Here is a 22,501-nt window from a genome sequence, read left to right on the forward strand (position 1 = left end):
ATGGCTAATTACACACTATAAAGTTAATTCGAATTGAATTGTAATAACCCGAAAATAATATCAAGAATATTATAATGCTAAAATTTTTATTCTCTTACAACCTTTGCATATCAATCCCATAAAATTCATTAAAACAATCTAGAGTTTATTTAAATAAATTGTAGATTAAATATATTATTCTGTATATGCCATAACTGCAATACTTAATTTTACATTTGGTATTTTTAACAATTCATAAGCACAAGCTTTAATAGTAGAACCTGTTGTTATAATATCATCTACTAAAAGAATATGCTTTCCTTTTAGCAAAGCTGTTTTAGTACTATCTAACATAAAAATAGTATCAACGTTCTTCCATCTTTTCCATCTACTTTTTTTTGTTTGAGTATGGGTATTTTTGTCCCTTATCAGAACATTATTTACAAAACCCACTTTTAATTTATTAGCAATTGCCTTACCAAAACCATCAACTTGGTTATAACCTCTAGACTTTAATTTTTTAGTATGCAACGGAACAGGGATTACTATATCAATGTCTTTATAAGCATTACAACTCTTTAAATCTTCTCCAAGCCAATTACCCAAATAAGAACTTATTCCTTCCTGACCTTTATATTTTAAATGATGCATTAATTTTTGTACAATTCCATCCTTATGAAAGTAAAACAATGCAGTAGCTTGTTCTAAACACACAGAACCATAAAACAAATCTTTAATCATACTGCCTTCAATTGTATGCAAATTAGTACATGGAACTAAATGCAAGCACTTATTGCATAAAAATATTTCATTTCCATTTAATAAATCTTCACATCCAACACAAAGCTTCGGAAAAAGTAGATTAATCAGATATTTATACACTTAATCGAATTTTAGTTTAAGTTTTATATAAATATACTTAGATTTGAGCTTACTATACTCATTTTTTCTGTGAACATAAAAAAACGAATTATACTATCTAGAATTACTATTGCAATTCTTTCATTGCTTTTAGGTGGTTTTGTGTTTTATAATTTTAATACTGTTCAAGAACGTAAAGAAGAAAAGCGTTATTTCGAAAATGAAAAAAAGTTATTTCTGAATGAGCTAAACGATATCACTGCTCGTTATGATAGTTCTAGGATTGAAAATACCCTAAAAATAGAAGAAATATCTACCTATAAAGAAAAAATTAAATCGCTAGAAAGAAAAGTTTTATCTAGTGAAAGTTCTATAAAAAATTTAATTGCATACCGAAAAGAATTAGATTTCTTAAAAGAAGAAAGAAATCGATTATTTAAAATAGCCGACTCATTAAAAATAGAAAATGATTCTCTAATTGAAGAACGTGGTATTGTTGAAAACCAATTAAAAGTTCAGAAAAACTTAAGCAATAAATTAGCCAAAGAAAACAATCAATATGCAGAAGTAATTAAAAAAGCTTCTAAATTACAGATATCCAACCTTAATGCATCTGGTATTAGAGTAAGAACTACTGGTAGTTTATCTGAGACTCAAAGAGCTATTAGAGTAGAAAGAATAAAACTCAGTTTTACTATTGGTGCCAATTTATTTGCCAAAAAAGGAGACAAAGATATTTATATTCAAATTCTCGATCCTAAAAACAATATTATAGGCGATAGAAAAACAATTGAGTTTAAAAGCGGTCTCAATTTATTGTATAGTGACAAAGAAACTATTTCTTATAAAAACGAAACACTAAACACCTCTATACTAGTTAACAAAGAAAAAACTAAAACTCTTTTACCGGGCAACTATTTTATAAGTATTTTTCTAGAGGACCAAAAATTAGGTAGCACTTCACTACTCCTTAAATAAAACAGCACACTATAAAGTACCCTTATTCACTCTATAACAACATTTTATAGTCTTTTTACAACATTTTTTACCAATAATCTTTAAATACTGAGTATCTTTAAACCATCTCAGAAAAACTTTCCCCAAGAAAATTACTGATATCAACTAAAAGAGACTGGTTTTGTTAAAGCTAGTCTCTTTTTATTTTTAATCTACACTCATTTATATACCCACTAAAATTATGTAGTTTTGTAGTACAAATATCTTTTATGAGTAAAATTAGAATTACCAAATTATTCACTTTTGAAACTGGTCATGCTTTATATGGTTATGATGGTAAGTGTAAAAACGTTCATGGACACAGTTACAAATTATCGGTTACAGTAATTGGCCAACCAATTACTAAAGAAGGAGAAGTTAAACTAGGAATGGTAATTGACTTTGGTGACCTTAAAAAAATTGTAAAAGAAGAAATTGTAGATATTTTTGATCACGCAACTGTTTTTAATCAAAACACTCCACATGTAGAGTTAGCTAAAGAATTAAAAGATAGAGGTCATAATGTAATACTCGTAAATTACCAACCTACAAGTGAAAATATGGTCATTGACTTTGCTCAAAAAATAAAAAATAGACTTCCTAATAATATTCAACTACACTCTTTAAAACTTCAAGAAACTGATACTTCTTATGCCGAGTGGTATGCATCAGACAATGAGTAGTATCGTACTTAACATACCAGAAGGAAAGAAGGTTTATTTTTCGTCAGATAATCATTTAGGAGCCCCAACTCCTGAAGCTAGTTTTCCTCGTGAAAAAAAATTTGTTGCTTGGTTAAACGAAATAAAAGAAGATGCTGGTGCTATCTTTTTACTAGGTGATTTATTTGACTTTTGGTTTGAATACAAAACTGTAGTACCTAAAGGTTTTGTTAGAGTATTAGGAAAGCTCGCTGAAATAAGCGATAGCGGAATTCCTATTTATTTCTTTGTTGGGAATCACGATTTATGGATGAATGATTACTTTCAAAAAGAATTAAACATTCCTGTTTACCACAAACCACAAGAGTTTACCATTAATAACAAATCTTTTTTAATTGGTCATGGAGATGGCTTAGGTCCTGGTGACAAAGGCTATAAACGAATGAAAAAGGTTTTTACCAATCCGTTTAGCAAATGGCTTTACCGTTGGTTACACCCAGATTTAGGGGTGAAATTAGCCCAATACATGTCGGTTAAAAACAAACTCATTTCTGGAGATGAGGATGCAAAGTTTTTAGGCGAAGAAAACGAATGGTTAGTACAATACTGCAAACGCAAACAAAACCAAAAGCATTACGATTATTTTGTGTTTGGACACCGCCATTTACCAATGACTATAGATATTGCAGAAAGCTCTCAGTATATTAATTTAGGTGACTGGATACAATATTACACTTATGGTGTTTTTGAGAATAATACATTAGAATTAAAAGAATATAAAGAGAGCTAAATAAGCTCTCTTTTAGTTTTTATTAATTACTGAGCACAATTGCCATCTATAATATCTTGAACAGATGGGTTATATAAATTACCTGCAATCTCTATTTGTTCGTAAGTACCGTTAACAACTAAATTTTGTAAAGCACAAAAGTCTGTTAAATTCGGATTCTCACTAGGACTATAAAAAACAGCATTTCCTATCTTAATAAGATATACTTCATTTAAGCTCTCTAAACCATCGAGCGATTCTAAGGAGTTATTCCCTATAATTAAAATCAAACCATTAGAAGTTGTTAAGTTATTTAATCCGTTCAACGAAATTAAACTATCATTCCAGTGTATATTAGTTTGAGTACTTAATGAAGTAATACTATTTAAGCCTTCAAGAGAAACTAATGCATCATTGTTAGTTACTGATAAAGTATTAGTTTCTAAGTTTTGTAATCCATTTAATGAAGTCAACTGATCATTACTATCAATAGATAAACCTCCTGTTACAAATGACAAGCCTTGCAAAGGAGTTAAAGATACAATATCATTTATAGCTGAATTATTAATTCCTATTGTTAAACTTCCTTGAATTGCCGAATAATTAAGTAATCCAAAACGATTAACTTCTTCCTGAGTTTCTAAAACTACATCTCCAACATGCATACCACCATTTTCTTGGCAGGCACTTAAACTTCCTAAATTTGTTACGCTTTCATTTAAAACAAAACTATTTATGGTAGTAGATTGATTGTTATCCATATCATAAACCAAATAGCTATAACTCTCTCCACTACAAAATAATAAAGGGTAATTAACTGTACCGTTATCAACAGGAACTTGAATAGATTGATAAAGGTTTGAATCATTTCCACTAAAAATGAACATATATCCATTTTCTATTGGAGCTCCCGAACAACTTGTAAAAGTTCCTGTAATATTTGTTTCTAAAATTTCTGATGGCAAACTAGGATTTGTTATGCTTATTGAAGTATCAGACGAGTAAGGACCTAATACTTGCGAATATATAACTTCACTATTGCATGGAGATAAAACACTAATTGTTACCTCTTCATTGGCAGGAAATAAACCACAATCTTCTCCATTTTCATTTGTAAAACCTGAAAAAATAACCTGATCGGTAGCGTTTCGTATAATCTCTATTCTTTTATTAGCAATTCTATTCAATTCTGTAGTTTCTATAGAAAAACAAATATTTACATAATCTAACGGTAAGTCGCAATTCCACCATGTAAAATGAGTTACCTCTGCAGTATATTTATTTCCTATTTTAGTTGCTTGACCTTGTTCTTTCCAGTAACCTAAATCTTCATCAAAATACCATAATTCAATACTATCAGAAGCGTTTGATGTACTTACATCTACAGGAAACTCAAGAGTAGCAGGACTACTTTCTAAAATATTTAATTCTTCTCCACTTGGTGAAAATAAGTTTACACTCATCATTCCATATGTTTCTAAGCTTCTAGGATTATTACTATTATCCTGAGCAAACAACATACCTGGCATTTGTGCAAAAGTTGTTTCTTGATTTGGTTGTAAATAATGCATTGATACCTCTACTTGACCTGAATATGGATTTCCTGAAGCATCAATAAATTCTCCTTGAAAACTTACTTTGGCACCATTAGGTAAAGACACTTCTGAAGGGGTTCCTGAGCTTATTACTCCAACAACATTTTTTTCTAAAAGAACTATTTGAATATCATTGAATCCGCTTACAGCTGGAACTATTGTCCTAGAACCTTTAATATAACCACTCTTATCTGCTGTTATATAAGCAAATTTTTCATAAACAGGTGCTCCGTTTAACACAAAAACACCATTATGATCTGTTAACGTTGTTAAACTTCCTATACTAATTAATACATCTTTAACACCTGTGCCGTTTTCATTTACTACTCGCCCAATAAAATTACTTGTGGTACTAGCTCCAAAATTTTCAATAAATGCAACATCATCTATTAAGCCATTTGGGTTTTCAATAGTATTACCTGAAAAATCATCTTTCTGACAAGAAATAACAAGTAATAATAATGCTATAAAGTAAATCGTTTTTTTCATCCTTAATTTAGTTAGTTATACTTAATTAGATGTAACTAATCTAAAAAGGTTGCGTCATTTTTGTAAGTATTTAATTATAAATAAGAATAATCTATTATACAACTTTTAGTTTTTACATATCTCATTTATATATCCATTTAATTCTATTTGAAAAAGAGTCCCTTTCAGCAAGTCGGTAATTGAATTTAATTCTTTTTTAGTAACGGCTAAATCTACTTTATCGGTTGGGGTCTGTAGTAAATAGCTAGAACACTTTCCTTTTTTTGCGCATCCTTCACATTGTTGTAGATGATGAGCAACTTTAGCTTTGTTATAGAATTCTTTTACCTCTTTATAATCTAGATAAAAACCAGTATTTCTAAACACTACCTGAATTGTTTCTGTAAAACCCGCTTCTACATCTTTTTTCCACTGAAAAGCAATTCCTATATCGTTGTGATAAATTCTATATATATCGTTCATATCTGTATCATATTATTGATACAAATATAATAGTTATTTTTAATTATTCTAAATAAGAATAGCTATTTAATATCTTTTACCATTAATTGTAAGGAAACATTTCCTTGCCATTCATTTTCATCTAAATGGTAAGCTGCTTTAAAAGGGTTTTTATTACTAATTATTGGTAGTTTATCTCCCAAACCAAAACCTATACCAACATATTGGTTGCTATTCTGTTGCTTAACTGTAAAACGAAGATGTGTTTGGTCTTCGCCAACACACTTACCATGACCAGTATCTTGCAAATTATCAGATATAAAAACTGGATTTGGGTTTTGAGGACCAAAGGGCCCTAATTGTTTTAATAACCTGTAAAACTTAGGAGTGATTTGATTAAGGTCTAAACTAGCATCTACTACTAATTCTGGTGTTAGTAGTTTTTTATCAATGTTATCTCTTACTACTTGTTCAAACTTAGTTTTAAAAGCTTCGTATTGCTCTGGTAATAAAGTTAAACCAGCAGCATATTTATGACCACCAAATTGTTCTATATGCTCTGAGCATTTATCTAGAGCCTCATATACATCAAATCCTCTCACCGATCTAGCAGAAGCAGCTAATTTATCGCCACTCTGGGTAAATACTAAAGTAGGTCTATAATAAGTTTCTGTTAATCTAGAAGCTACAATACCAATTACTCCTTTATGCCAATCTTTTTTAAAAACCACTGTTGTAAAGTTATCTTCTTCTTGATTCGCTTCTATCTGATCTAAAGCTTCTTTTGTTATTTGCTTGTCTAAAGCTTTTCTTTCTGTATTGTAATTGTCTATATCTACTGCAAAGTCAACTGCTGTATTATAATCTAACTCCGTAAGTAAACTCACCGCATGATTACCGTGTTTAATTCTACCTGCTGCGTTAATACGAGGAGCAATTTGAAAAACAACATCAGTAATACTAAGCTTTGTCTTTTTTAACGCTTTTGTAAAAACTTTTATTCCGATTCTAGGCTTACTATTAATCAGTTGTAAACCATGATAAGCTAAAACCCTATTCTCTCCTGTTATAGGAACAATATCTGCAGCAATACTCGTAGCTACCAAATCTAAATAGGGAATAAAATCTTCTATAGTTTGATTTCTATTTTTCCCTATTGCTTGTATCAATTTAAAACCTACCCCACAACCGCTTAATTCATCGTATGGATAAGAGCAATCTTCACGCTTCGGATCTAAAACAGCCACTGCTTTGGGTAGCTCTTTTCCCGGTCTGTGATGATCACAAATAATAAAATCGACACCTTTTTCTTGAGCATAAGCAATTTTATCTATGGCTTTAATACCACAGTCTAAAGCAATAATTAAAGAAATATCGTTGTCGTGTGCATAATCTATTCCTTGATAAGAAACGCCATATCCCTCTGCATAGCGATCTGGAATATAAGTAGCAACTTGAGGGTAATAAGTTTTTAAATAAGAAGCCACTAAAGAAACCGCTGTAGTACCATCTACATCATAATCTCCATACACCAAAATATTTTCATTATTAATAATAGCTTTTTCTATTCTAGCCACTGCCTTATCCATATCTTTCATTAAATACGGATCGTGCAAATCTTCTAGAGACGGACGAAAAAAAGCTTTTGCTTCTTCAAAAGTATTGATACCACGTTGTACCAATAAAGTAGCAATAATGGCATCTACTCCTAATACTTCTTGTAAATGAATGACTTGTTGTTTTTCGGGTATAGGTTTAATGATCCAACGCATATCAAAATTAATTCTCTTTATAACTATTAGGTTCAAATTTGATTAAAGAATCTTTATTAAAAACAAGATAACTCCTATTTAGAAAAATAGTATCCCCATTTATATCATAATCTCCATCTGAAGGATAATAATTATTAATTAAAAAAGTGTCAATTTCAGACCTTTTAAACATTCTTTTAGAAGTAATTTCACCTATCGTTCCAATATCAGATTCTAAATACATTATATCCCATCTTTTAAAACTAACATCCAATTTAAATGACTCAACTTTAATAAAGTGGTATACAATAAAAGCTAAAAACAAAGTGATAAATGACGCTCTTATTATTTCTTTTTTCATCTTTTGTAATTTTTAAAGACGAATTCCTTCAAAATCTAATTCAAAAGGTTTATCTATATCTTTTAAAGTAATTAACCTTTCTAAACTAATTTCCTTCCAATCTACTGTTTCAGACACTTCATTAGAAAAACTTCCTTTAACTATTTTCATCTTCTTAGTTAAAAAGTTAATGCTATAATCTGTTGTTTCTCCAGTTCCTCTATGTGTTTCACTAGAGTCATAACCAATCAAAGCAAATTCATTATTCTGATAACAGAATCTATAAGTATTGTTAGACATTGTCCAACTTCCTGCACTGAACCAAAACTTAAACTTAATATCTAAAACTCCTTTCTTACTAATTGAAAAACCATCAAAAGGTTCATCCATAGTAGGAATGTCTTGAAGTATTATGAAATGATTGGATACTAATTTCTGAGTGAAACCTCCCGATTTTGACCCAAAATAAATCCCTAATATTCTAGGATTTAAATCTATTGTATCTGCACCTAATCCATCGTTAGACTCAATATTCTTTTTGTCTGTATTTTGAATAGCGAATACTAAATCTAAAATACCGTCTTTATTTAAATCTCCTTTTTTAGAGTCTAATATTTTCCATCCTTTAGGTATTATATTCTGTAATGTTTTACCTTCTTTTTTTAAAATTAAATTGTCTTGACTTAAACAAGTTAATGAAGCAAATGCAATAAATAATATAAATACCTTTTTCATAACACTACTTTCTACAAACCAACGAATAACACAATGGCATTTTAGTACCAAATGGTTTAATAATGTATTTTTTATCGGCTACTTTTTCGGTATGATCAAAACAATCGTAAGGAGAATAATTGTATTCTTTAAAACCTTCTATTTGCAAACCTTGATTTAATAAGCTAGTCATTACTTCGCTCAACCCGTGGTTCCAAGAAACGCTATCAAAAGTTTCTTCTTTTTCATCTTGCGCATAGGTTCCATCTACAGATTCTATGATAGCCTCATCATTAAAGTAATTGTATTTTACATGAGTAAAATCATCATCGTACATCCAAACATTAGGGTGAAACTCTACAAAAATAAACTGACCTCCAGGTTTTAAAAAATGAGAAACTACTTTCGCCCATTTATCTAGATTGGGTAACCAACCAATAGTTCCGTAAGAGGTAAAAACAATATCAAATTGTCCTTCTAAATTATTGGGTAAGTCATACACATCAGATTCTACAAAAGTGGCGTCTAAACCCAATTCATTATTTATCTTTTCAGCTTGTTTTATTGCTTCATCAGACAAATCAATTCCGGTTGCCTTAGCTCCCATTCTAGCAAAAGACATCGTATCTTGACCAAAATGACATTGCAGATGCAAAATGCTTTTTCCTTTTATATCTCCTAACAAGTCTAACTCTATCTTATTTAAAGAAGTATTACCCGCTTTAAAACCTTCCATGTCATAAAAATCTGAAGAGATATGATGTGAGGTTCTTCTATTCCAAGAAGCTTTGTTAATTTCTAAATAGTTTTCTGCGCTCATTTTTTTATGAATTATGATAATGAATATGAATAGAGACTTCAGCAAAACGCCTAAACATTTCCATTACTCCACAATATTTATCTACCGATAAATCTACAATCTTCTTAATCTTTTTCTCGTTTAAATCGGTTCCATAAAAATTATAATGACAATCTACTTTATGATAATATTTAGGATGCTCATCTGTTAACTCGGCATCTATTTCAATATCAAAAGTATCTATCTCTACTTTCATTTTTCTAAGTAGCATAGCAATATCAATTCCAGAACAACCAGCTAAAGAGGACAACATCATTGCCTTTGGACGCAAGCCATTGTCATTACCGCCAATTTCTTTACTAGCGTCTATTGTTAAGCTACCACCCGGATTGGTAGATTCAAAAGTCATATCACCTTTCCAGTAAGTTTTTACTACATTTCCCATTTAATTAGCATTTTATTTTTTTAGATAGGTAAATGTAAGCAATGTATGGCAAAAGAGACTATTGCTAGAGCCTAAATAATATTGTATTTTAGACCACCTTAGAAATTAATAACTTAAAACTATATAACTATGCCATTAGTAACTCCATTATCGCCAGATCATGATAAAGAAACCAAAGAACTGGCCGAGTTTTTTAATGAAACCTTAGGCTTTTGTCCTAACTCGGTATTAACAATGCAGCGCAGACCCGCCATATCTAAAGCTTTTATTAATTTAAATAAAGCGGTTATGGCTAATGAAGGTAGAGTTACTTCTGCTTTAAAACGTATGATTGCTTGGGTTAGTAGTAATGCAACAGGTTGTAGATACTGCCAAGCTCATGCTATTAGAGCAGCAGAGCGTTACGGAGCAGAGCAAGAACAGTTAGATAATATATGGGAGTATAAAACGCATCCTGCCTTTTCTGATGCAGAAAGAGCTGCCTTAGATTTTTCATTAGCTGCAACTTTAGTACCTAATAATGTTGATGAAAAAATTAAAACCGAATTATATAAATATTGGGACGAAGGAGAAATTGTAGAAATGCTAGGCGTAATTTCTTTATTTGGATATTTAAATAGGTGGAATGACTCTATGGGAACCTCAATAGAAGATGGCGCTGTAGAATCTGGAAATCAATATTTAGGAAAACACGGTTGGGAAAAAGGAAAACATATTTAATTTCCCTCATCTTTTACAACACCAAATCCTATTCAATTATGTGAATAGGATTTTTTTAACTATAAATTTCTTTAATACATTAATAATCAGTAACTTAGATTTACGACTTCACCCTATCTAAAATTATTTTAACTGATTTATGATTCCTACTTATCAAACGTATTGGACTAATGACGAATTCTTAGCTTATACATTGTTGTATGCTGCCCATGCTGATTTTATTTTTGACGTAGAAGAAAAAGATATGATTTTAGCAAAGGTCAATATCAAGGCGTATACAAATGTAGTTAATGAATTACTAAACGATAACGACTATAAAAGCCTACAAAAGATTCTTAAATATATTCAAGAACACAAATACAGTAAAAAAGACATCGATGTTTTATTACATGAAATAGAATTGCTTTTTATGTGTGATGGCGAATATGATGTTTTAGAAAAAAATATGATGATGAACTTAACTAAGCTCTTAAAGCATCAAGGCGATACTGAGTTAAGTTACTAATTTTTTCCAGCCACGATAATTACTATTTCTCCTTTTGGTGCTTTCTCTTCAAAATGAGACAAGACCTCTTGTGCCGTTCCACGAACAGTTTCTTCGTATAATTTAGTTAGTTCTCTAGAGACCGACACTTGTCTATCCATTCCAAAGTATTCACAAAAATGACTTAAAGTTTTTACTAACTTATGTGGAGATTCATAGAAAATCATAGTTCTATTTTCTTCGGCCAATAGTTTTAATCTAGTTTGCCTACCTTTCTTTACAGGAAGAAATCCCTCAAACACAAATTTATCATTAGGTAAACCAGAATTTACTAAAGCTGGTACAAATGCTGTTGCCCCAGGTAAACACTCAACTTCAATTCCTTTAGTTATACAGGCTCTTGTAAGTAAAAAACCTGGGTCAGAAATAGCAGGAGTGCCCGCATCTGATATCAACGCAAAAGTTTGTCCACTCTTAAGTTTTTCTACGATCCCATCAACTGTTTTATGCTCGTTATGCATATGATGGCTATACATTTGGGTATTGATATCGAAATGTTTTAATAACTTACCACTTGTGCGTGTATCTTCAGCCAAAATAACATCTACTTCTTTCAAAACTGTTAAAGCTCTAAAAGTAATATCTTCTAAATTTCCAATAGGTGTGGGTACAATGTATAGTTTGCTCATAGTGCAAAGAAAAGAAAACCAGATAGATTAATTAAACATACCTACCTTCTATAAAAGATAAAAAGCGTTGTTCGTAGTCTTCTTTACCTATCCAACCATTATATTCTGGCTTAACCATATTGTTTAAAAATTCTAAAGCTTCTAATTCGCTAGATAAGGTATTTAATTGAGATATGACTCTATTAAAATCCTCTGTGCTACCATTAAACAAATGTTTTACAAAAGCTATTCGGTCATTAAGTCCAATTGTAATACTTTTTTTCAATCTATCGTTTAACGATTGTTGTTGCTTATTAGTAGTAACTACTGCGATATCTTCTTGCAAAGGTGTTATTTCTTCAATATCGTTTTTAGCTACTATAGTTGGAGCTACTACTTCTTGTATAAACTCTTCTATTTGCTCAGCTTCTGGAGGCATTTGTGCTACAATATCTTTTATTTTCTCGGTAGCAGACTCTATTAAACTTTCATCCATCGGTTCATTAGATACAAAAAGATTTTCATCTAAAGTAGAGAGCATTTGCTGGTCTTCCAGATTATCATCTTCTATTTCGTCAATTAAATTCTCTTCTTCTATTAGCTGGTCAACTACTGGTTTTACAACTTCATGAAGACTTGGAACTTCCTGGTTACTAACCGATGGATTTTCTGTTATATATTTTAAAATAGTTACTTTATCATATAAATCTTTTGCAACCATTTGCAACTCACCTAACGGAGCTACTCCATTCATTTCTAAAACCTGTTTAGCTAAAGCTTGTATTTCTGATTTTAATTCGTGATTCATACCATGTTTTTTTGAGAAGTTTGTAAGAACAAACAATTTTGTTGAAAGATACTAATTTAAACGATATAACAAGCCTACTTATTGCTTATAATTATGGTTTGAAATAAATTAAAATTGCTTAGTTTTGTTTTCGCTCTATATACACTTTTAATTATAGTTTTATGTTTTTAGAAAACACCGTTAATCATAAAGAACAGTTTGGTTGGATTGAAGTAATCTGCGGTTCTATGTTTTCTGGAAAAACAGAAGAACTCATTAGACGTTTAAAACGTGCACAATTTGCCAAACAACGTGTAGAAATTTTCAAACCTGCAGTAGACACCCGTTACGATGAGGAAATGGTTGTCTCGCACGATGCAAATGAAATTCGTTCTACACCTGTTCCTGCCGCTGCAAACATACCTATTTTAGCAGATGGATGTGATGTTGTAGGTATAGATGAAGCTCAATTTTTTGATGATGAAATCATTAAAGTTTGTAACGATTTAGCCAATAAAGGCATTAGAGTTATTGTTGCTGGATTAGATATGGATTTTAAAGGAAATCCGTTTGGGCCTATACCCTCTCTAATGGCTACAGCAGAATATGTTACTAAAGTTCATGCCGTTTGTACAAGAACAGGCAATTTAGCACAATACAGTTATAGAAAAGCCGCTGGCGATGATATTGTATTATTAGGTGAAACAGAAGAGTATGAACCTTTAAGTAGAGCCGCTTACTATAAAGCAATGCTTAAAGAAAAAATTAAAGATTTTGATGTTGATGCAGAAGAACTTTCTGCTGATGATGAATAAACCTCATGAGCGCTACTAAACAAACTACGCTTACAATAGATTTTAAAAAGCTCAAACAGAATTTTGAATTTTTAAAAAGTAAATTACAGCCAAATACGAAAGTATTAGCCGTAGTAAAAGCCTTTGCTTATGGTAGCGATGCTGAAGAAGTAGCAAAAGAATTACAAGAATTAAACGTAGATTATTTTGCTGTAGCTTACACCAATGAAGGTGTTGCATTACGTAAAGCAGGAATCCATAAGCCTATATTGGTTTTACATCCACAACCTATTAACTTTAAAGAAATTATTGATAATTGTTTAGAGCCGAGTTTATATAGTTTTAGAGTTTTAAATGATTTTGTTAAGGTTGCTGAAAGATTAAATCAGAAGAACTATCCTGTTCATATAAAATTTAACACGGGTCTAAATAGATTAGGTTTTATAGCGAAAGACGTAAAAGCTATTACCCAAAAAACAAATCAAGCCTCACCTATAAAAGTAACCTCAATTTTTTCTCACTTGGCTGCAAGCGAAGACTCAAAAGAGTTAGAATTTACAAAAAAACAAATCAATCAATTTAAAGAAATTCGTCAAAATTTCAATCAATTATCTAATCATAAGCCGTTTGCACATTTATGTAATACTTCGGGAATCTTAAATTATCCTAAAGCACATTTAGATATGGTAAGAACTGGTATTGGTTTATATGGTTTTGGTAACGACGCTAAATTCAACAAAGAATTACAGCCAATAGCAAGTTTAACCTCTGTTATATCACAAATACATACTTTGCAAGTAGGAGATTCTTTAGGTTATAACAGAGCTTATATAGCTAACAAAATTACAAAAACAGCTACCATTCCTATTGGTCATGCAGATGGCATTGGCAGACAGTACGGAAATGGTTTAGGAAGTATAATCATTAATAATCAAAAAGCAGCTATTATTGGTAATGTTTGTATGGATATGATTATGGTAGATATAACCCATATAAACTGTAATGAAGGTGATGAAGTTGTTATTTACAATGGTATTTTTACTGCTTCAGAATTCTCAAAATCGGTTACTAGTATTTCTTATGAAATCATAACCGCTACATCTCAGCGAATAAAACGTGTTTTTTATCGATAAAAGCATCCTGTTTTAACATTTTATTGAGTAATCTACTAGCTTTATGTAGCTTTGCAATTGTCTAACCAAAAAAGATTTCAATACAATGGGAATGTTAAAAGAATTTAAGGAATTTGCAATGAAAGGAAACCTGGTAGATATTGCCGTAGGTTTCGTAATGGGTGCTGCTTTTAAAGAAGTAGTTACGTCATTTACTGGAGGAATCGTTTCACCATTAATTGGAATGATATTCAATTCAAATTTCAAAGATTTAAAATTAGAGTTAAAAGAAGGCGTGAAAAATGCTGAAGGAGTTATGGAAGGACAAGTATTTTTAGAATATGGTACATTTCTAACACATGTAATTGATTTTATTATTGTAGCATTTGTAATGTTTATGATGGTAAAAGCTGTCAATGCCATGAAAAAGAAAGAAGAAGAAGCACCAGCTGCTCCAGCAGGGCCAAGTCAGGAAGATCTTTTAACAGAAATTAGAGACTTATTAAAAAAATAACCCAATATTATTAATCCTTTAATATATTAAAGAAGCCACTCATTATGAGTGGCTTTCTTATTTATACTCACTTTCAGATCCTTTTTTGTTAAAAAAATATTATTGGTATACTTTTATGAACAAGCAATCTCTTTATTAACTACTTTTGTTTTTATTATTAATTTTTCATTCAAAAAAAACAAATGAAAGTAGCAGTTGTAGGCGCAACAGGTATGGTAGGAAACGTAATGTTGGCCGTTTTAGAAGAACGTAATTTTCCTGTAACAGAATTAATTCCGGTAGCATCAGAGAAATCGGTTGGAAAAACCATTTCTTTTAAAGATAAAACCTATACCATTGTAGGTTTAGAAACTGCTGTTAATATGAAGGCAGATATAGCATTATTTTCTGCTGGAGGTAGTACTTCTTTAGAATGGGCTCCAAAATTTGCAGAAGCGGGAACAACCGTTATAGATAATTCTTCGGCTTGGAGAATGGATCTAGACAAAAAATTAGTAGTCCCAGAAATCAATGCTTCTCAATTAACCAAAGAAGACAAAATAATTGCCAACCCTAATTGCTCTACCATTCAAATGGTAATGGCTTTAGCTCCATTGCACAAAAAATACAAGATCAAACGTGTTGTTGTATCTACTTATCAATCTATTTCTGGTACAGGTGTAAAAGCTGTTAAACAGTTAGAAAATGAAATGGCTGGAGTAAAGGGTGAAATGGCTTACCCATATCCTATTCATCAAAATGCATTGCCACATTGCGATGTTTTTGAAGACAATGGTTATACGAAAGAAGAAATGAAATTGGTTCGTGAAACACAAAAGATTTTAGACGACAAAAGTATTGCAGTAACTGCTACAGCAGTACGTATTCCTACTGCTGGTGGACATTCAGAAAGTGTAAACGTTCAGTTTGAAAATGATTTTGATTTAAATGAAGTTAAGTCAATTATCAATAATACTGAAGGTGTTGTAGTACAAGACAACCTAGACACTAATACGTATCCAATGCCTATCTATGCCAACGGTAAAGATGAAGTATTTGTGGGTAGAATACGTAGAGATTTATCTCAACCCAACTCTTTAAACATGTGGATTGTTGCTGATAACCTACGTAAAGGAGCAGCAACTAATACTATACAAATCGCAGAGTATTTAAACATCAACTCTCTGATTTAAAACATATTACACTAAAATCAATTTTACATTTAACCGATGAAACACAACGCTTCATCGGTTAATTTTTTATACCCTCTTAAGTATTTGTAATTTGTAGTTGACTTAAATCCTGTAATTCAAAAAACATACTAACCTATTTAAATTTATACAGTTATGGGATCAAACTACACACTTATTATCCGCCTTTGCCTCAGCATTTTACTTATTTTGTTAGGTCTAAATCAATTTGTACATTTTTCAGAAACATTAGACTTTACTAGTGAACTTATTGGTTTAAAGGCAGACGATTTATTTTATGGAGCATTATTTGTTATTTCTGGATCACTAATTATGTTTAGAAAAGCCATGCCAGTTGCTCTTATTATTCTTTTATTTTTTAGCATTCAGGTATTATTTCATCATTTATCTACCAATCCTAAAAATATTTTAAGTCCCTTAGGGCTTGTTGCTCTTCTGGTATTATTAAACATCCTTGATAATAAAAGACGATTTACTCAATTATTTTATTAATCCTTTTCAATAAATCCTTTAACGTCTGATATTTGTCAGGCGTTTTTTTTATGGTTACTTTTGAGAGAATAAACCAATTTTTAATCATCATGAAGAAAATACTTTTAGGTGTTTTTTCGTTAGCCCTGCTTAGTGCATGCAAGAATGAAAATAACGAAGCACCAAAAGAGACTGCTAAAAAAATGACTTATCCAGAAACCAAAAAAGGAGATGTTGTAGATACCTATTTCGACACTCAAGTAAAAGATCCTTATCGTTGGTTAGAAGACGACAGAAGCCCTGAAACAGAAGCTTGGGTAAAAGAACAGAATAAAGTCACCTACGCGCATTTAGATGAAATACCTTATCGTAAAAAATTAAACGATCGTTTATCTAAATTATGGAATTACGAAAAAATAGGAGCGCCTTTTAAAGAAGGTGATCATGAATATTATTATAAAAATGATGGATTACAAAACCAATATGTAATCTATAGAAAAAATGATAATGGAGAAGATGAAGTTTTCTTAGACCCTAATACTTTTTCAGAAGGAGGAACTACTTCTTTAGGAAGTCTTAGTTTCTCGAAAGACGGAAAAACTGTTGCTTATTCAATTTCTGAAGGAGGTAGTGATTGGAGAAAAGTAATTGTTATGGATGCAGAAACCAAAGAAGTTAAAGAGGATACTTTAATAGATGTGAAGTTTTCTGGACTTTCTTGGAAAGGAAATGAAGGTTTCTACTATTCTAGTTACGACAAGCCAAAAGGAAGTGAACTATCTGCTAAAACAGATCAACACAAATTATATTTCCACAAACTAGGAACCAAACAATCTGAAGACCAATTAGTTTTTGGAGGAACAGATGAACAAAAAAGACGCTATGTAGGTGGTGGAGTTACAGAAGATGACAAATACTTAATTATCTCTGGTTCAACTTCTACATCTGGAAACGATTTATTCATTCAAGACTTAACTATACCTAACGCTCCATTAGTACAAATGGTTAAAGGTTTTGATTCAGATTCCTATGTAATAGAAAATGATGGAGACAAGTTATTTATTGTTACTAACTTAAACGCTCCTAACCAAAAAATTGTAACGGTTGATGCTAAAAACCCAACCGTAGAAAACTGGGTAGATTTTATACCAGAAACAGAAAATGTATTATCGCCAAGTACAGGTGCTGGATACTTTTTTACTGAGTACATGAAAGATGCTGTTTCTCAAATTAAACAATACGACTACAATGGTAAATTAGTTAGAGAAGTAGAATTACCAGGTGTTGGTAGTGTTGGTGGATTTGGTGGCAAAAAAGAAGCTAAAGATTTATATTTCTCATTTACCAATTATACGAATCCAAGTACCATTTATAAATATAATCCAACAGACGGAACTTCTGAGGTTTACAAAAAACCAGAAATCGATTTCAAATCAGAAGATTACGAGTCTAAGCAAGTATTCTATACTTCTAAAGATGGTACTAAAATACCTATGATTATTACCTATAAAAAAGGAATTGAGTTAAACGGTAAAAACCCAACTATATTATATGGTTACGGAGGATTTAATATCAGTTTAACACCTAGCTTTAGAATTGCCAATACCATTTGGTTAGAACAAGGTGGTATTTATGCAGTTGCTAACTTAAGAGGTGGTGGAGAATACGGTAAAAAATGGCATGATGCAGGTACACAAATGAAAAAACAAAATGTATTTGATGATTTTATTGCTGCCGCAGAATACTTACATAAAGAGAAATATACTTCTCCAGAATATACAGCTATTTTAGGAAGATCTAACGGAGGTTTATTAGTAGGTGCTACTATTACTCAACGTCCGGACTTAATGAAAGTAGCTTTACCAGGAGTTGGAGTTTTAGATATGTTACGCTATCATACCTTTACAGCGGGTGCTGGTTGGGCTTATGACTATGGTACTTCTGAACAATCTAAAGAAATGTTTGAATATTTAAAAGGATATTCACCGGTACATACCGTAAAAGAAGGAACTAAATACCCTGCAACTATGGTACATACAGCAGATCACGACGATAGAGTTGTACCAGCTCACTCGTTTAAATTTATTTCTGAATTACAAGATAAGCAAGCAGGAGATTTGCCAGTTTTAATTAGAATAGAAACCAATGCAGGTCACGGTGCTGGTAAACCAGTTGCAATGCAAATTTCTGAGTATGTAGATTTATTTGCTTTTACATTGTACAATATGGGGTTTGATAAACTTCCAAACGACAAATAACAGACATAGTCTGATTAAATTATATTGTCGGTTCGAGCGCAATCGAGAACTTTTTATCTAAAAGATTTTGATTGCGTTTCGTATGACATCAATTAAATAACATGAAAAAATCTTATTTCTTTATACTAATCATACTATTCGTTTCTTGTAATTCTTCTCAAGAAACACAGTTTGATTGGTTATTGGGTACTTGGGAACGAACCAATGATTCCAAAGGAAATAAAACCTATGAATATTGGACTAAAAAATCGGATACAGAGTATATTGGTTTAGGGTGTACTCTAAAAGAAAAAGATACGGTTTTTAAAGAAAATATTCATTTAATAAAAGATAAAGAACAATGGGTTTTTAAAGTGATTGGAGTTAATGAAACTCCAACACTTTTCCCTATTACTTCTTTAAACAAAACAAGTTTTATTGGTGAAAATCCTGAAAATGAATTTCCAAAAAAGATCATTTACTCTTCAGAAAATGGAGATTTAAAAGCGGTTATCTCTGCTGGAGATGACCAAATTTCTTTTCTTTTTAAAAAGAAATAATACCCAACATATTATATGGTTATACAAGGACAAATTGTTGATATACTTAACAAGGAGATTTTTAGCGGCGAAATTGAAGTGAAAAATGGTAAGATTGAGCGTATTTCTCGTAAAGAACATCAAATAAGTCAATACATCATCCCTGGTTTTGTAGATGCTCACATACATATTGAGAGTTCGATGTTAGTTCCTTCAGAGTTTGCAAAATTGGCAGTACTACATGGTACAGTGGCTACAGTTTCAGATCCGCATGAAATAGCTAATGTTTTAGGGGTAAAAGGAGTTGAGTTTATGATTGAAAACGGCAAAAAAGTTCCTTTTAAATTTAATTTTGGGGCTCCTTCTTGTGTGCCCGCTACTTCTTTTGAAAGTGCTGGAGCGGTAATTAATTCTGAAGATGTAAAAACACTTTTAGAAAATCCAGATATCAAGTATTTAGCAGAAATGATGAACTACCCTGGTGTGTTATTTAAAGACGAAGAAGTCATGAAGAAAATTGCTTGGGCTCATCATTATAACAAACCAATAGATGGTCATGCTCCTGGATTAAGAGGAGAAGATATAAGTAATTATATTGCTGCGGGTATAACCACAGATCATGAGTGTTTTACTTATGAAGAAGCTTTAGAAAAGCTTCAAAAAGGAATGAAGGTTATTATAAGAGAAGGAAGTGCTGCTAAAAACTTTGAAGCCTTGATTGATCTACTTCCTGATCATTTTGAAAATATCATGTTCTGCTCAGACGATAAACATCCTGACGACTTATTAATTAATCATATCAATGCTTTATGTGCTAGAGCAGTTGCAAAGGGAATTGATGTTTTTAAAGTATTACAAGCTGCTTGTATCAATCCGGTTAAACATTACAATTTAGATGTAGGACTTTTAAAAGAAGGAGATGATGCCGATTTTGTAATCGTAGAAGATTTAATAAGTTTCAAAGCTTTAGCTACTTATATTAATGGTGAGCTAGTTGCTGAAAACGGTACTACTAAAATTAATTCTGTAGCCTTTGAAACGCCAAACAATTTTAATACTAATAAGAAATATATTGAAGATTTTGTTTACTCATCTACTGCTAAAAAAATACGCGTTATAGAAGCTTTAGATGGAGAATTGGTTACTAATGAAATAGAAGCCAATAGTTTATTAGAAAGTGGAAATTTAGTTTCTAATACCTCAACTGATGTATTGAAAATGACTGTGGTTAATAGATATCAAGATCAAAAACCAGCCACTGCCTTTATTAAAAATTTCGGACTTAAAGAAGGTGCTATTGCATCGTCTGTAGGGCACGATTCTCATAATATCATTGCAGTAGGTGCAAACGATGACAGTATTTGTAAAGCTGTTAATTTATTAATAAAAAATAAAGGAGGTATCTGTGCTGTAAATAACACAGAAGAAAAGGTCGTGCCTTTACCCGTTGCTGGTATTATGAGCGATCGACCTGGTGAAATTATTGGTAAAGCCTATTCAGAATTAGATACAATTGCCAAACAAATGGGTAGTAAATTAAGAGCTCCATATATGACACTATCTTTTATGGCTCTTTTGGTAATACCTAGTTTAAAGTTAAGTGATAAAGGTTTGTTTAACGGAAGTAAATTTGAATTTACATCTGTAGAGATTACTTAACATATAAGTTCCCTCATCCAAAAGAGGGTTTTACTCATTTTTGGTTTTAAAAACGGTATTGCTCTCATATCTTTAAAATACGAGAGATTATCTAACCCTACACTACGTATCTAAAAACGATTAGTAGGAACCAAAATTAGCCCTGATACGTTTAGATAATCTCTTTTTAGTATATGTCTTAAAATGAAAAAGGGCAAACTTTTAAAGTTCACCCTTAACAAAATCTAAAATACAATCGCAGCTAAATAGTTGTAAGTAATAAAAATTGATATTAACCAAATTATCAATTATCGCGAAAAATTAAGAGTAAATCTACTTAGCATTAACCAACCCTTTAATGAAAATATTTCTTGATGATATTCTAGACTTAAAGCTTATTATATCTTCTAAGTCACCTCCTAAAACATATTTTAATTCTTTATTCTTATTACAAAATTCTACTTTTTCTATATGTAGAAAATTGTTCTCAAACCGTCTTTCTATTTTCTTTTTACAAAAGTTATCTGGCTCTTTTTTTATAATAACAGCCACTCTATAATTCGAAAATCCACTTGTATCATTTAAATCAACATAAACATTCTCTTTAACTAACTTATAATTTAAAGAATGTAAGGTTGTTATACTTAAATCTATATTCATTATACACAGCATTTATCTTCGTTACACTTACAAAATCTTGCATTGTAAATATGTAATACTATTAAACTTAATGATGGTATATAAATACTATATTCACTTAAGTAAATCCATAAAAACTTTTCGTTTATTAAAATAAAACACAAAACAAGCCAACTGGCACCAAATCCGTATTTTATCCAATTTTTACTTGTATGTTTTACAGACCAAAAAACAGCTATAAATGATATAATAAGAAATATATAATCTAAACTTTTCCACCAAAATGGTGTAGAAGATGAACAACATAATGATTTTACATTAACCACATAAACTAATGGTGTAGCAATACAATGTATCAAACACAAAAAACTTGCTATAGCACCAAAATAATCCGATTTATATTTACTTAACTCCATATATTAACGCAACTGAGTTGCAAATATATAGAATTTATTTGTAAAACCAATTAGGTTGCGTTAAATTAGCAACATGGGTGTTATTAGAAAAACAAAATCTGTTCAAACATTGCTTACTATTTTTGAAAATAATAGTCAAGCTATATCTGTAGTAAACTTAATTAATCAATTAAGTGAAGAAATGAATAAAACTACTATTTATAGGATATTAGATAGACTTGAAAATGATGGAGTTGTTCACTCATTTCTTGGTAAAGAAGGCTTGAAATGGTATGCTAAATGTCATGGTTGTTCTTCTGCCAATCACATAGATCTTCACCCTCATTTTCAGTGCCAAGAATGCGGAAAAGTAGAGTGCGTTTCTATGAATGTAAGCATCCCTACTATTCCTAATAAAAAAATTAATTCATCTCAGTTATTATTGGTGGGTATGTGTGAAAATTGTGGTTAA

General features: G+C 31.1%; 26 protein-coding genes. 14 read left to right on the top strand and 12 right to left on the bottom strand.

Translation table 11 applies throughout. From position 1 onward, the window contains the following. Positions 1 to 174: 174 nt before the first annotated feature. On the bottom strand, positions 175 to 861 hold the full coding sequence (locus ACFQ1O_RS04425) for a ComF family protein (protein WP_377713764.1): 687 nt from the start codon (positions 859 to 861) through the stop codon (positions 175 to 177). Between the two features lie 69 nt (positions 862 to 930). Here ACFQ1O_RS04425 and ACFQ1O_RS04430 point away from each other — a divergent pair, with 69 nt between their 5' ends. The 3 genes from ACFQ1O_RS04430 (at position 931) to ACFQ1O_RS04440 (ending at position 3,288) form a co-directional block, all read left to right on the top strand. Continuing rightward, positions 931 to 1,818 carry a hypothetical protein gene (locus ACFQ1O_RS04430; protein WP_377713766.1) on the top strand — a complete coding sequence of 296 codons (888 nt, stop codon included), beginning with the start codon at positions 931 to 933 and terminating at the stop codon, positions 1,816 to 1,818. A 248-nt stretch (positions 1,819 to 2,066) separates the two neighbouring features. Beyond that, the gene (locus tag ACFQ1O_RS04435) at positions 2,067 to 2,519 is read left to right on the top strand and encodes a 6-pyruvoyl trahydropterin synthase family protein (protein ID WP_377713768.1); all 453 of its coding nucleotides are present in this window, start codon (positions 2,067 to 2,069) and stop codon (positions 2,517 to 2,519) included. After that, on the top strand, positions 2,512 to 3,288 hold the full coding sequence (locus tag ACFQ1O_RS04440; RefSeq protein ID WP_377713769.1) for a UDP-2,3-diacylglucosamine diphosphatase: 777 nt from the start codon (positions 2,512 to 2,514) through the stop codon (positions 3,286 to 3,288). The genes ACFQ1O_RS04435 and ACFQ1O_RS04440 overlap by 8 nt, the downstream gene beginning before the upstream one ends. A 26-nt stretch (positions 3,289 to 3,314) precedes the next feature. Here ACFQ1O_RS04440 and ACFQ1O_RS04445 read toward each other — a convergent pair whose 3' ends face one another. From ACFQ1O_RS04445 to ACFQ1O_RS04475, 7 genes are all read right to left on the bottom strand, one after another. Beyond that, entirely contained in the window at positions 3,315 to 5,351 is a 2,037-nt protein-coding gene (locus ACFQ1O_RS04445; RefSeq protein ID WP_377713770.1) for a hypothetical protein, read from the bottom strand. A 105-nt stretch (positions 5,352 to 5,456) separates the two neighbouring features. Beyond that, on the bottom strand, positions 5,457 to 5,813 hold the full coding sequence (locus ACFQ1O_RS04450) for a hypothetical protein (protein ID WP_377713772.1): 357 nt from the start codon (positions 5,811 to 5,813) through the stop codon (positions 5,457 to 5,459). Between the two features lie 62 nt (positions 5,814 to 5,875). Beyond that, on the bottom strand, positions 5,876 to 7,564 hold the full coding sequence (gene recJ, locus ACFQ1O_RS04455; protein WP_377713774.1) for a single-stranded-DNA-specific exonuclease RecJ: 1,689 nt from the start codon (positions 7,562 to 7,564) through the stop codon (positions 5,876 to 5,878). A 7-nt stretch (positions 7,565 to 7,571) separates the two neighbouring features. Further along, complete coding sequence (locus ACFQ1O_RS04460; RefSeq protein ID WP_377713776.1) at positions 7,572 to 7,904, bottom strand: hypothetical protein; 333 nt, start codon at positions 7,902 to 7,904, stop codon at positions 7,572 to 7,574. A 12-nt stretch (positions 7,905 to 7,916) separates the two neighbouring features. After that, a complete protein-coding gene (locus ACFQ1O_RS04465) occupies positions 7,917 to 8,618 on the bottom strand; it encodes a hypothetical protein (protein WP_377713778.1) in 702 nt (233 codons plus the stop codon). A 4-nt stretch (positions 8,619 to 8,622) separates the two neighbouring features. Further along, a complete protein-coding gene (locus ACFQ1O_RS04470) occupies positions 8,623 to 9,417 on the bottom strand; it encodes a class I SAM-dependent methyltransferase (protein WP_377713780.1) in 795 nt (264 codons plus the stop codon). A gap of 4 nt (positions 9,418 to 9,421) precedes the next feature. After that, entirely contained in the window at positions 9,422 to 9,841 is a 420-nt protein-coding gene (locus ACFQ1O_RS04475) for an OsmC family protein (RefSeq protein ID WP_377713782.1), read from the bottom strand. 129 nt (positions 9,842 to 9,970) lie between these two features. Here ACFQ1O_RS04475 and ACFQ1O_RS04480 point away from each other — a divergent pair, with 129 nt between their 5' ends. Together ACFQ1O_RS04480 and ACFQ1O_RS04485 are read left to right on the top strand one after the other, a co-directional pair. After that, positions 9,971 to 10,561, top strand: a complete 591-nt coding sequence (locus tag ACFQ1O_RS04480) for a carboxymuconolactone decarboxylase family protein (protein ID WP_377713784.1) — start codon at positions 9,971 to 9,973, stop codon at positions 10,559 to 10,561. Positions 10,562 to 10,700: 139 nt separating this feature from the next. After that, entirely contained in the window at positions 10,701 to 11,066 is a 366-nt protein-coding gene (locus ACFQ1O_RS04485; protein ID WP_377713786.1) for a hypothetical protein, read from the top strand. Here ACFQ1O_RS04485 and rsmI read toward each other — a convergent pair. Together rsmI and ACFQ1O_RS04495 are read right to left on the bottom strand one after the other, a co-directional pair. After that, positions 11,063 to 11,734 carry a 16S rRNA (cytidine(1402)-2'-O)-methyltransferase gene (rsmI, locus tag ACFQ1O_RS04490; RefSeq protein WP_377713788.1) on the bottom strand — a complete coding sequence of 224 codons (672 nt, stop codon included), beginning with the start codon at positions 11,732 to 11,734 and terminating at the stop codon, positions 11,063 to 11,065. The two genes, ACFQ1O_RS04485 and rsmI, sit on opposite strands and share 4 nt — an antisense overlap. A gap of 31 nt (positions 11,735 to 11,765) precedes the next feature. Next, a complete protein-coding gene (locus ACFQ1O_RS04495) occupies positions 11,766 to 12,521 on the bottom strand; it encodes a hypothetical protein (protein WP_377713790.1) in 756 nt (251 codons plus the stop codon). A gap of 161 nt (positions 12,522 to 12,682) precedes the next feature. On the opposite strand from ACFQ1O_RS04495, the gene ACFQ1O_RS04500 reads away from it, so the two are divergent. From ACFQ1O_RS04500 to ade, 8 genes are all read left to right on the top strand, one after another. Beyond that, a complete protein-coding gene (locus ACFQ1O_RS04500; RefSeq protein WP_377713792.1) occupies positions 12,683 to 13,315 on the top strand; it encodes a thymidine kinase in 633 nt (210 codons plus the stop codon). Positions 13,316 to 13,320: 5 nt separating this feature from the next. Continuing rightward, the gene (alr, locus tag ACFQ1O_RS04505) at positions 13,321 to 14,427 is read left to right on the top strand and encodes an alanine racemase (protein ID WP_377713794.1); all 1,107 of its coding nucleotides are present in this window, start codon (positions 13,321 to 13,323) and stop codon (positions 14,425 to 14,427) included. An 85-nt stretch (positions 14,428 to 14,512) separates the two neighbouring features. Then, positions 14,513 to 14,920 carry a large-conductance mechanosensitive channel protein MscL gene (gene mscL / locus ACFQ1O_RS04510; RefSeq protein ID WP_377713796.1) on the top strand — a complete coding sequence of 136 codons (408 nt, stop codon included), beginning with the start codon at positions 14,513 to 14,515 and terminating at the stop codon, positions 14,918 to 14,920. A 182-nt stretch (positions 14,921 to 15,102) separates the two neighbouring features. Further along, positions 15,103 to 16,092 carry an aspartate-semialdehyde dehydrogenase gene (locus ACFQ1O_RS04515; RefSeq protein ID WP_377713798.1) on the top strand — a complete coding sequence of 330 codons (990 nt, stop codon included), beginning with the start codon at positions 15,103 to 15,105 and terminating at the stop codon, positions 16,090 to 16,092. Between the two features lie 153 nt (positions 16,093 to 16,245). After that, positions 16,246 to 16,602, top strand: a complete 357-nt coding sequence (locus ACFQ1O_RS04520; RefSeq protein WP_377713800.1) for a hypothetical protein — start codon at positions 16,246 to 16,248, stop codon at positions 16,600 to 16,602. 89 nt (positions 16,603 to 16,691) lie between these two features. Then, entirely contained in the window at positions 16,692 to 18,839 is a 2,148-nt protein-coding gene (locus ACFQ1O_RS04525) for a prolyl oligopeptidase family serine peptidase (protein ID WP_377713802.1), read from the top strand. Positions 18,840 to 18,940: 101 nt separating this feature from the next. Beyond that, the gene (locus ACFQ1O_RS04530) at positions 18,941 to 19,378 is read left to right on the top strand and encodes a DUF6265 family protein (RefSeq protein ID WP_377713804.1); all 438 of its coding nucleotides are present in this window, start codon (positions 18,941 to 18,943) and stop codon (positions 19,376 to 19,378) included. A gap of 15 nt (positions 19,379 to 19,393) precedes the next feature. Further along, positions 19,394 to 21,016: an adenine deaminase gene (ade, locus tag ACFQ1O_RS04535; RefSeq protein WP_377713806.1), complete on the top strand. Its 1,623-nt coding sequence runs from the start codon at positions 19,394 to 19,396 to the stop codon at positions 21,014 to 21,016. A gap of 312 nt (positions 21,017 to 21,328) precedes the next feature. On the opposite strand, the gene ACFQ1O_RS04540 is transcribed toward ade, so the two are convergent. Both ACFQ1O_RS04540 and ACFQ1O_RS04545 read right to left on the bottom strand, forming a co-directional pair. Then, on the bottom strand, positions 21,329 to 21,655 hold the full coding sequence (locus tag ACFQ1O_RS04540) for a hypothetical protein (RefSeq protein ID WP_377713808.1): 327 nt from the start codon (positions 21,653 to 21,655) through the stop codon (positions 21,329 to 21,331). Further along, positions 21,655 to 22,050, bottom strand: a complete 396-nt coding sequence (locus ACFQ1O_RS04545) for a MerC domain-containing protein (RefSeq protein WP_377713810.1) — start codon at positions 22,048 to 22,050, stop codon at positions 21,655 to 21,657. The genes ACFQ1O_RS04540 and ACFQ1O_RS04545 overlap by 1 nt, the downstream gene beginning before the upstream one ends. 73 nt (positions 22,051 to 22,123) lie before the next feature. Between ACFQ1O_RS04545 and ACFQ1O_RS04550 the strand changes: the two genes are divergently transcribed. Then, positions 22,124 to 22,501 carry a Fur family transcriptional regulator gene (locus tag ACFQ1O_RS04550; protein WP_377713811.1) on the top strand — a complete coding sequence of 126 codons (378 nt, stop codon included), beginning with the start codon at positions 22,124 to 22,126 and terminating at the stop codon, positions 22,499 to 22,501.

Origin of the sequence: Pseudofulvibacter geojedonensis (assembly GCF_042675745.1) — a bacterium.
In the GTDB taxonomy this organism is placed as follows: Bacteria; Bacteroidota; Bacteroidia; order Flavobacteriales; family Flavobacteriaceae; genus Pseudofulvibacter; species Pseudofulvibacter geojedonensis.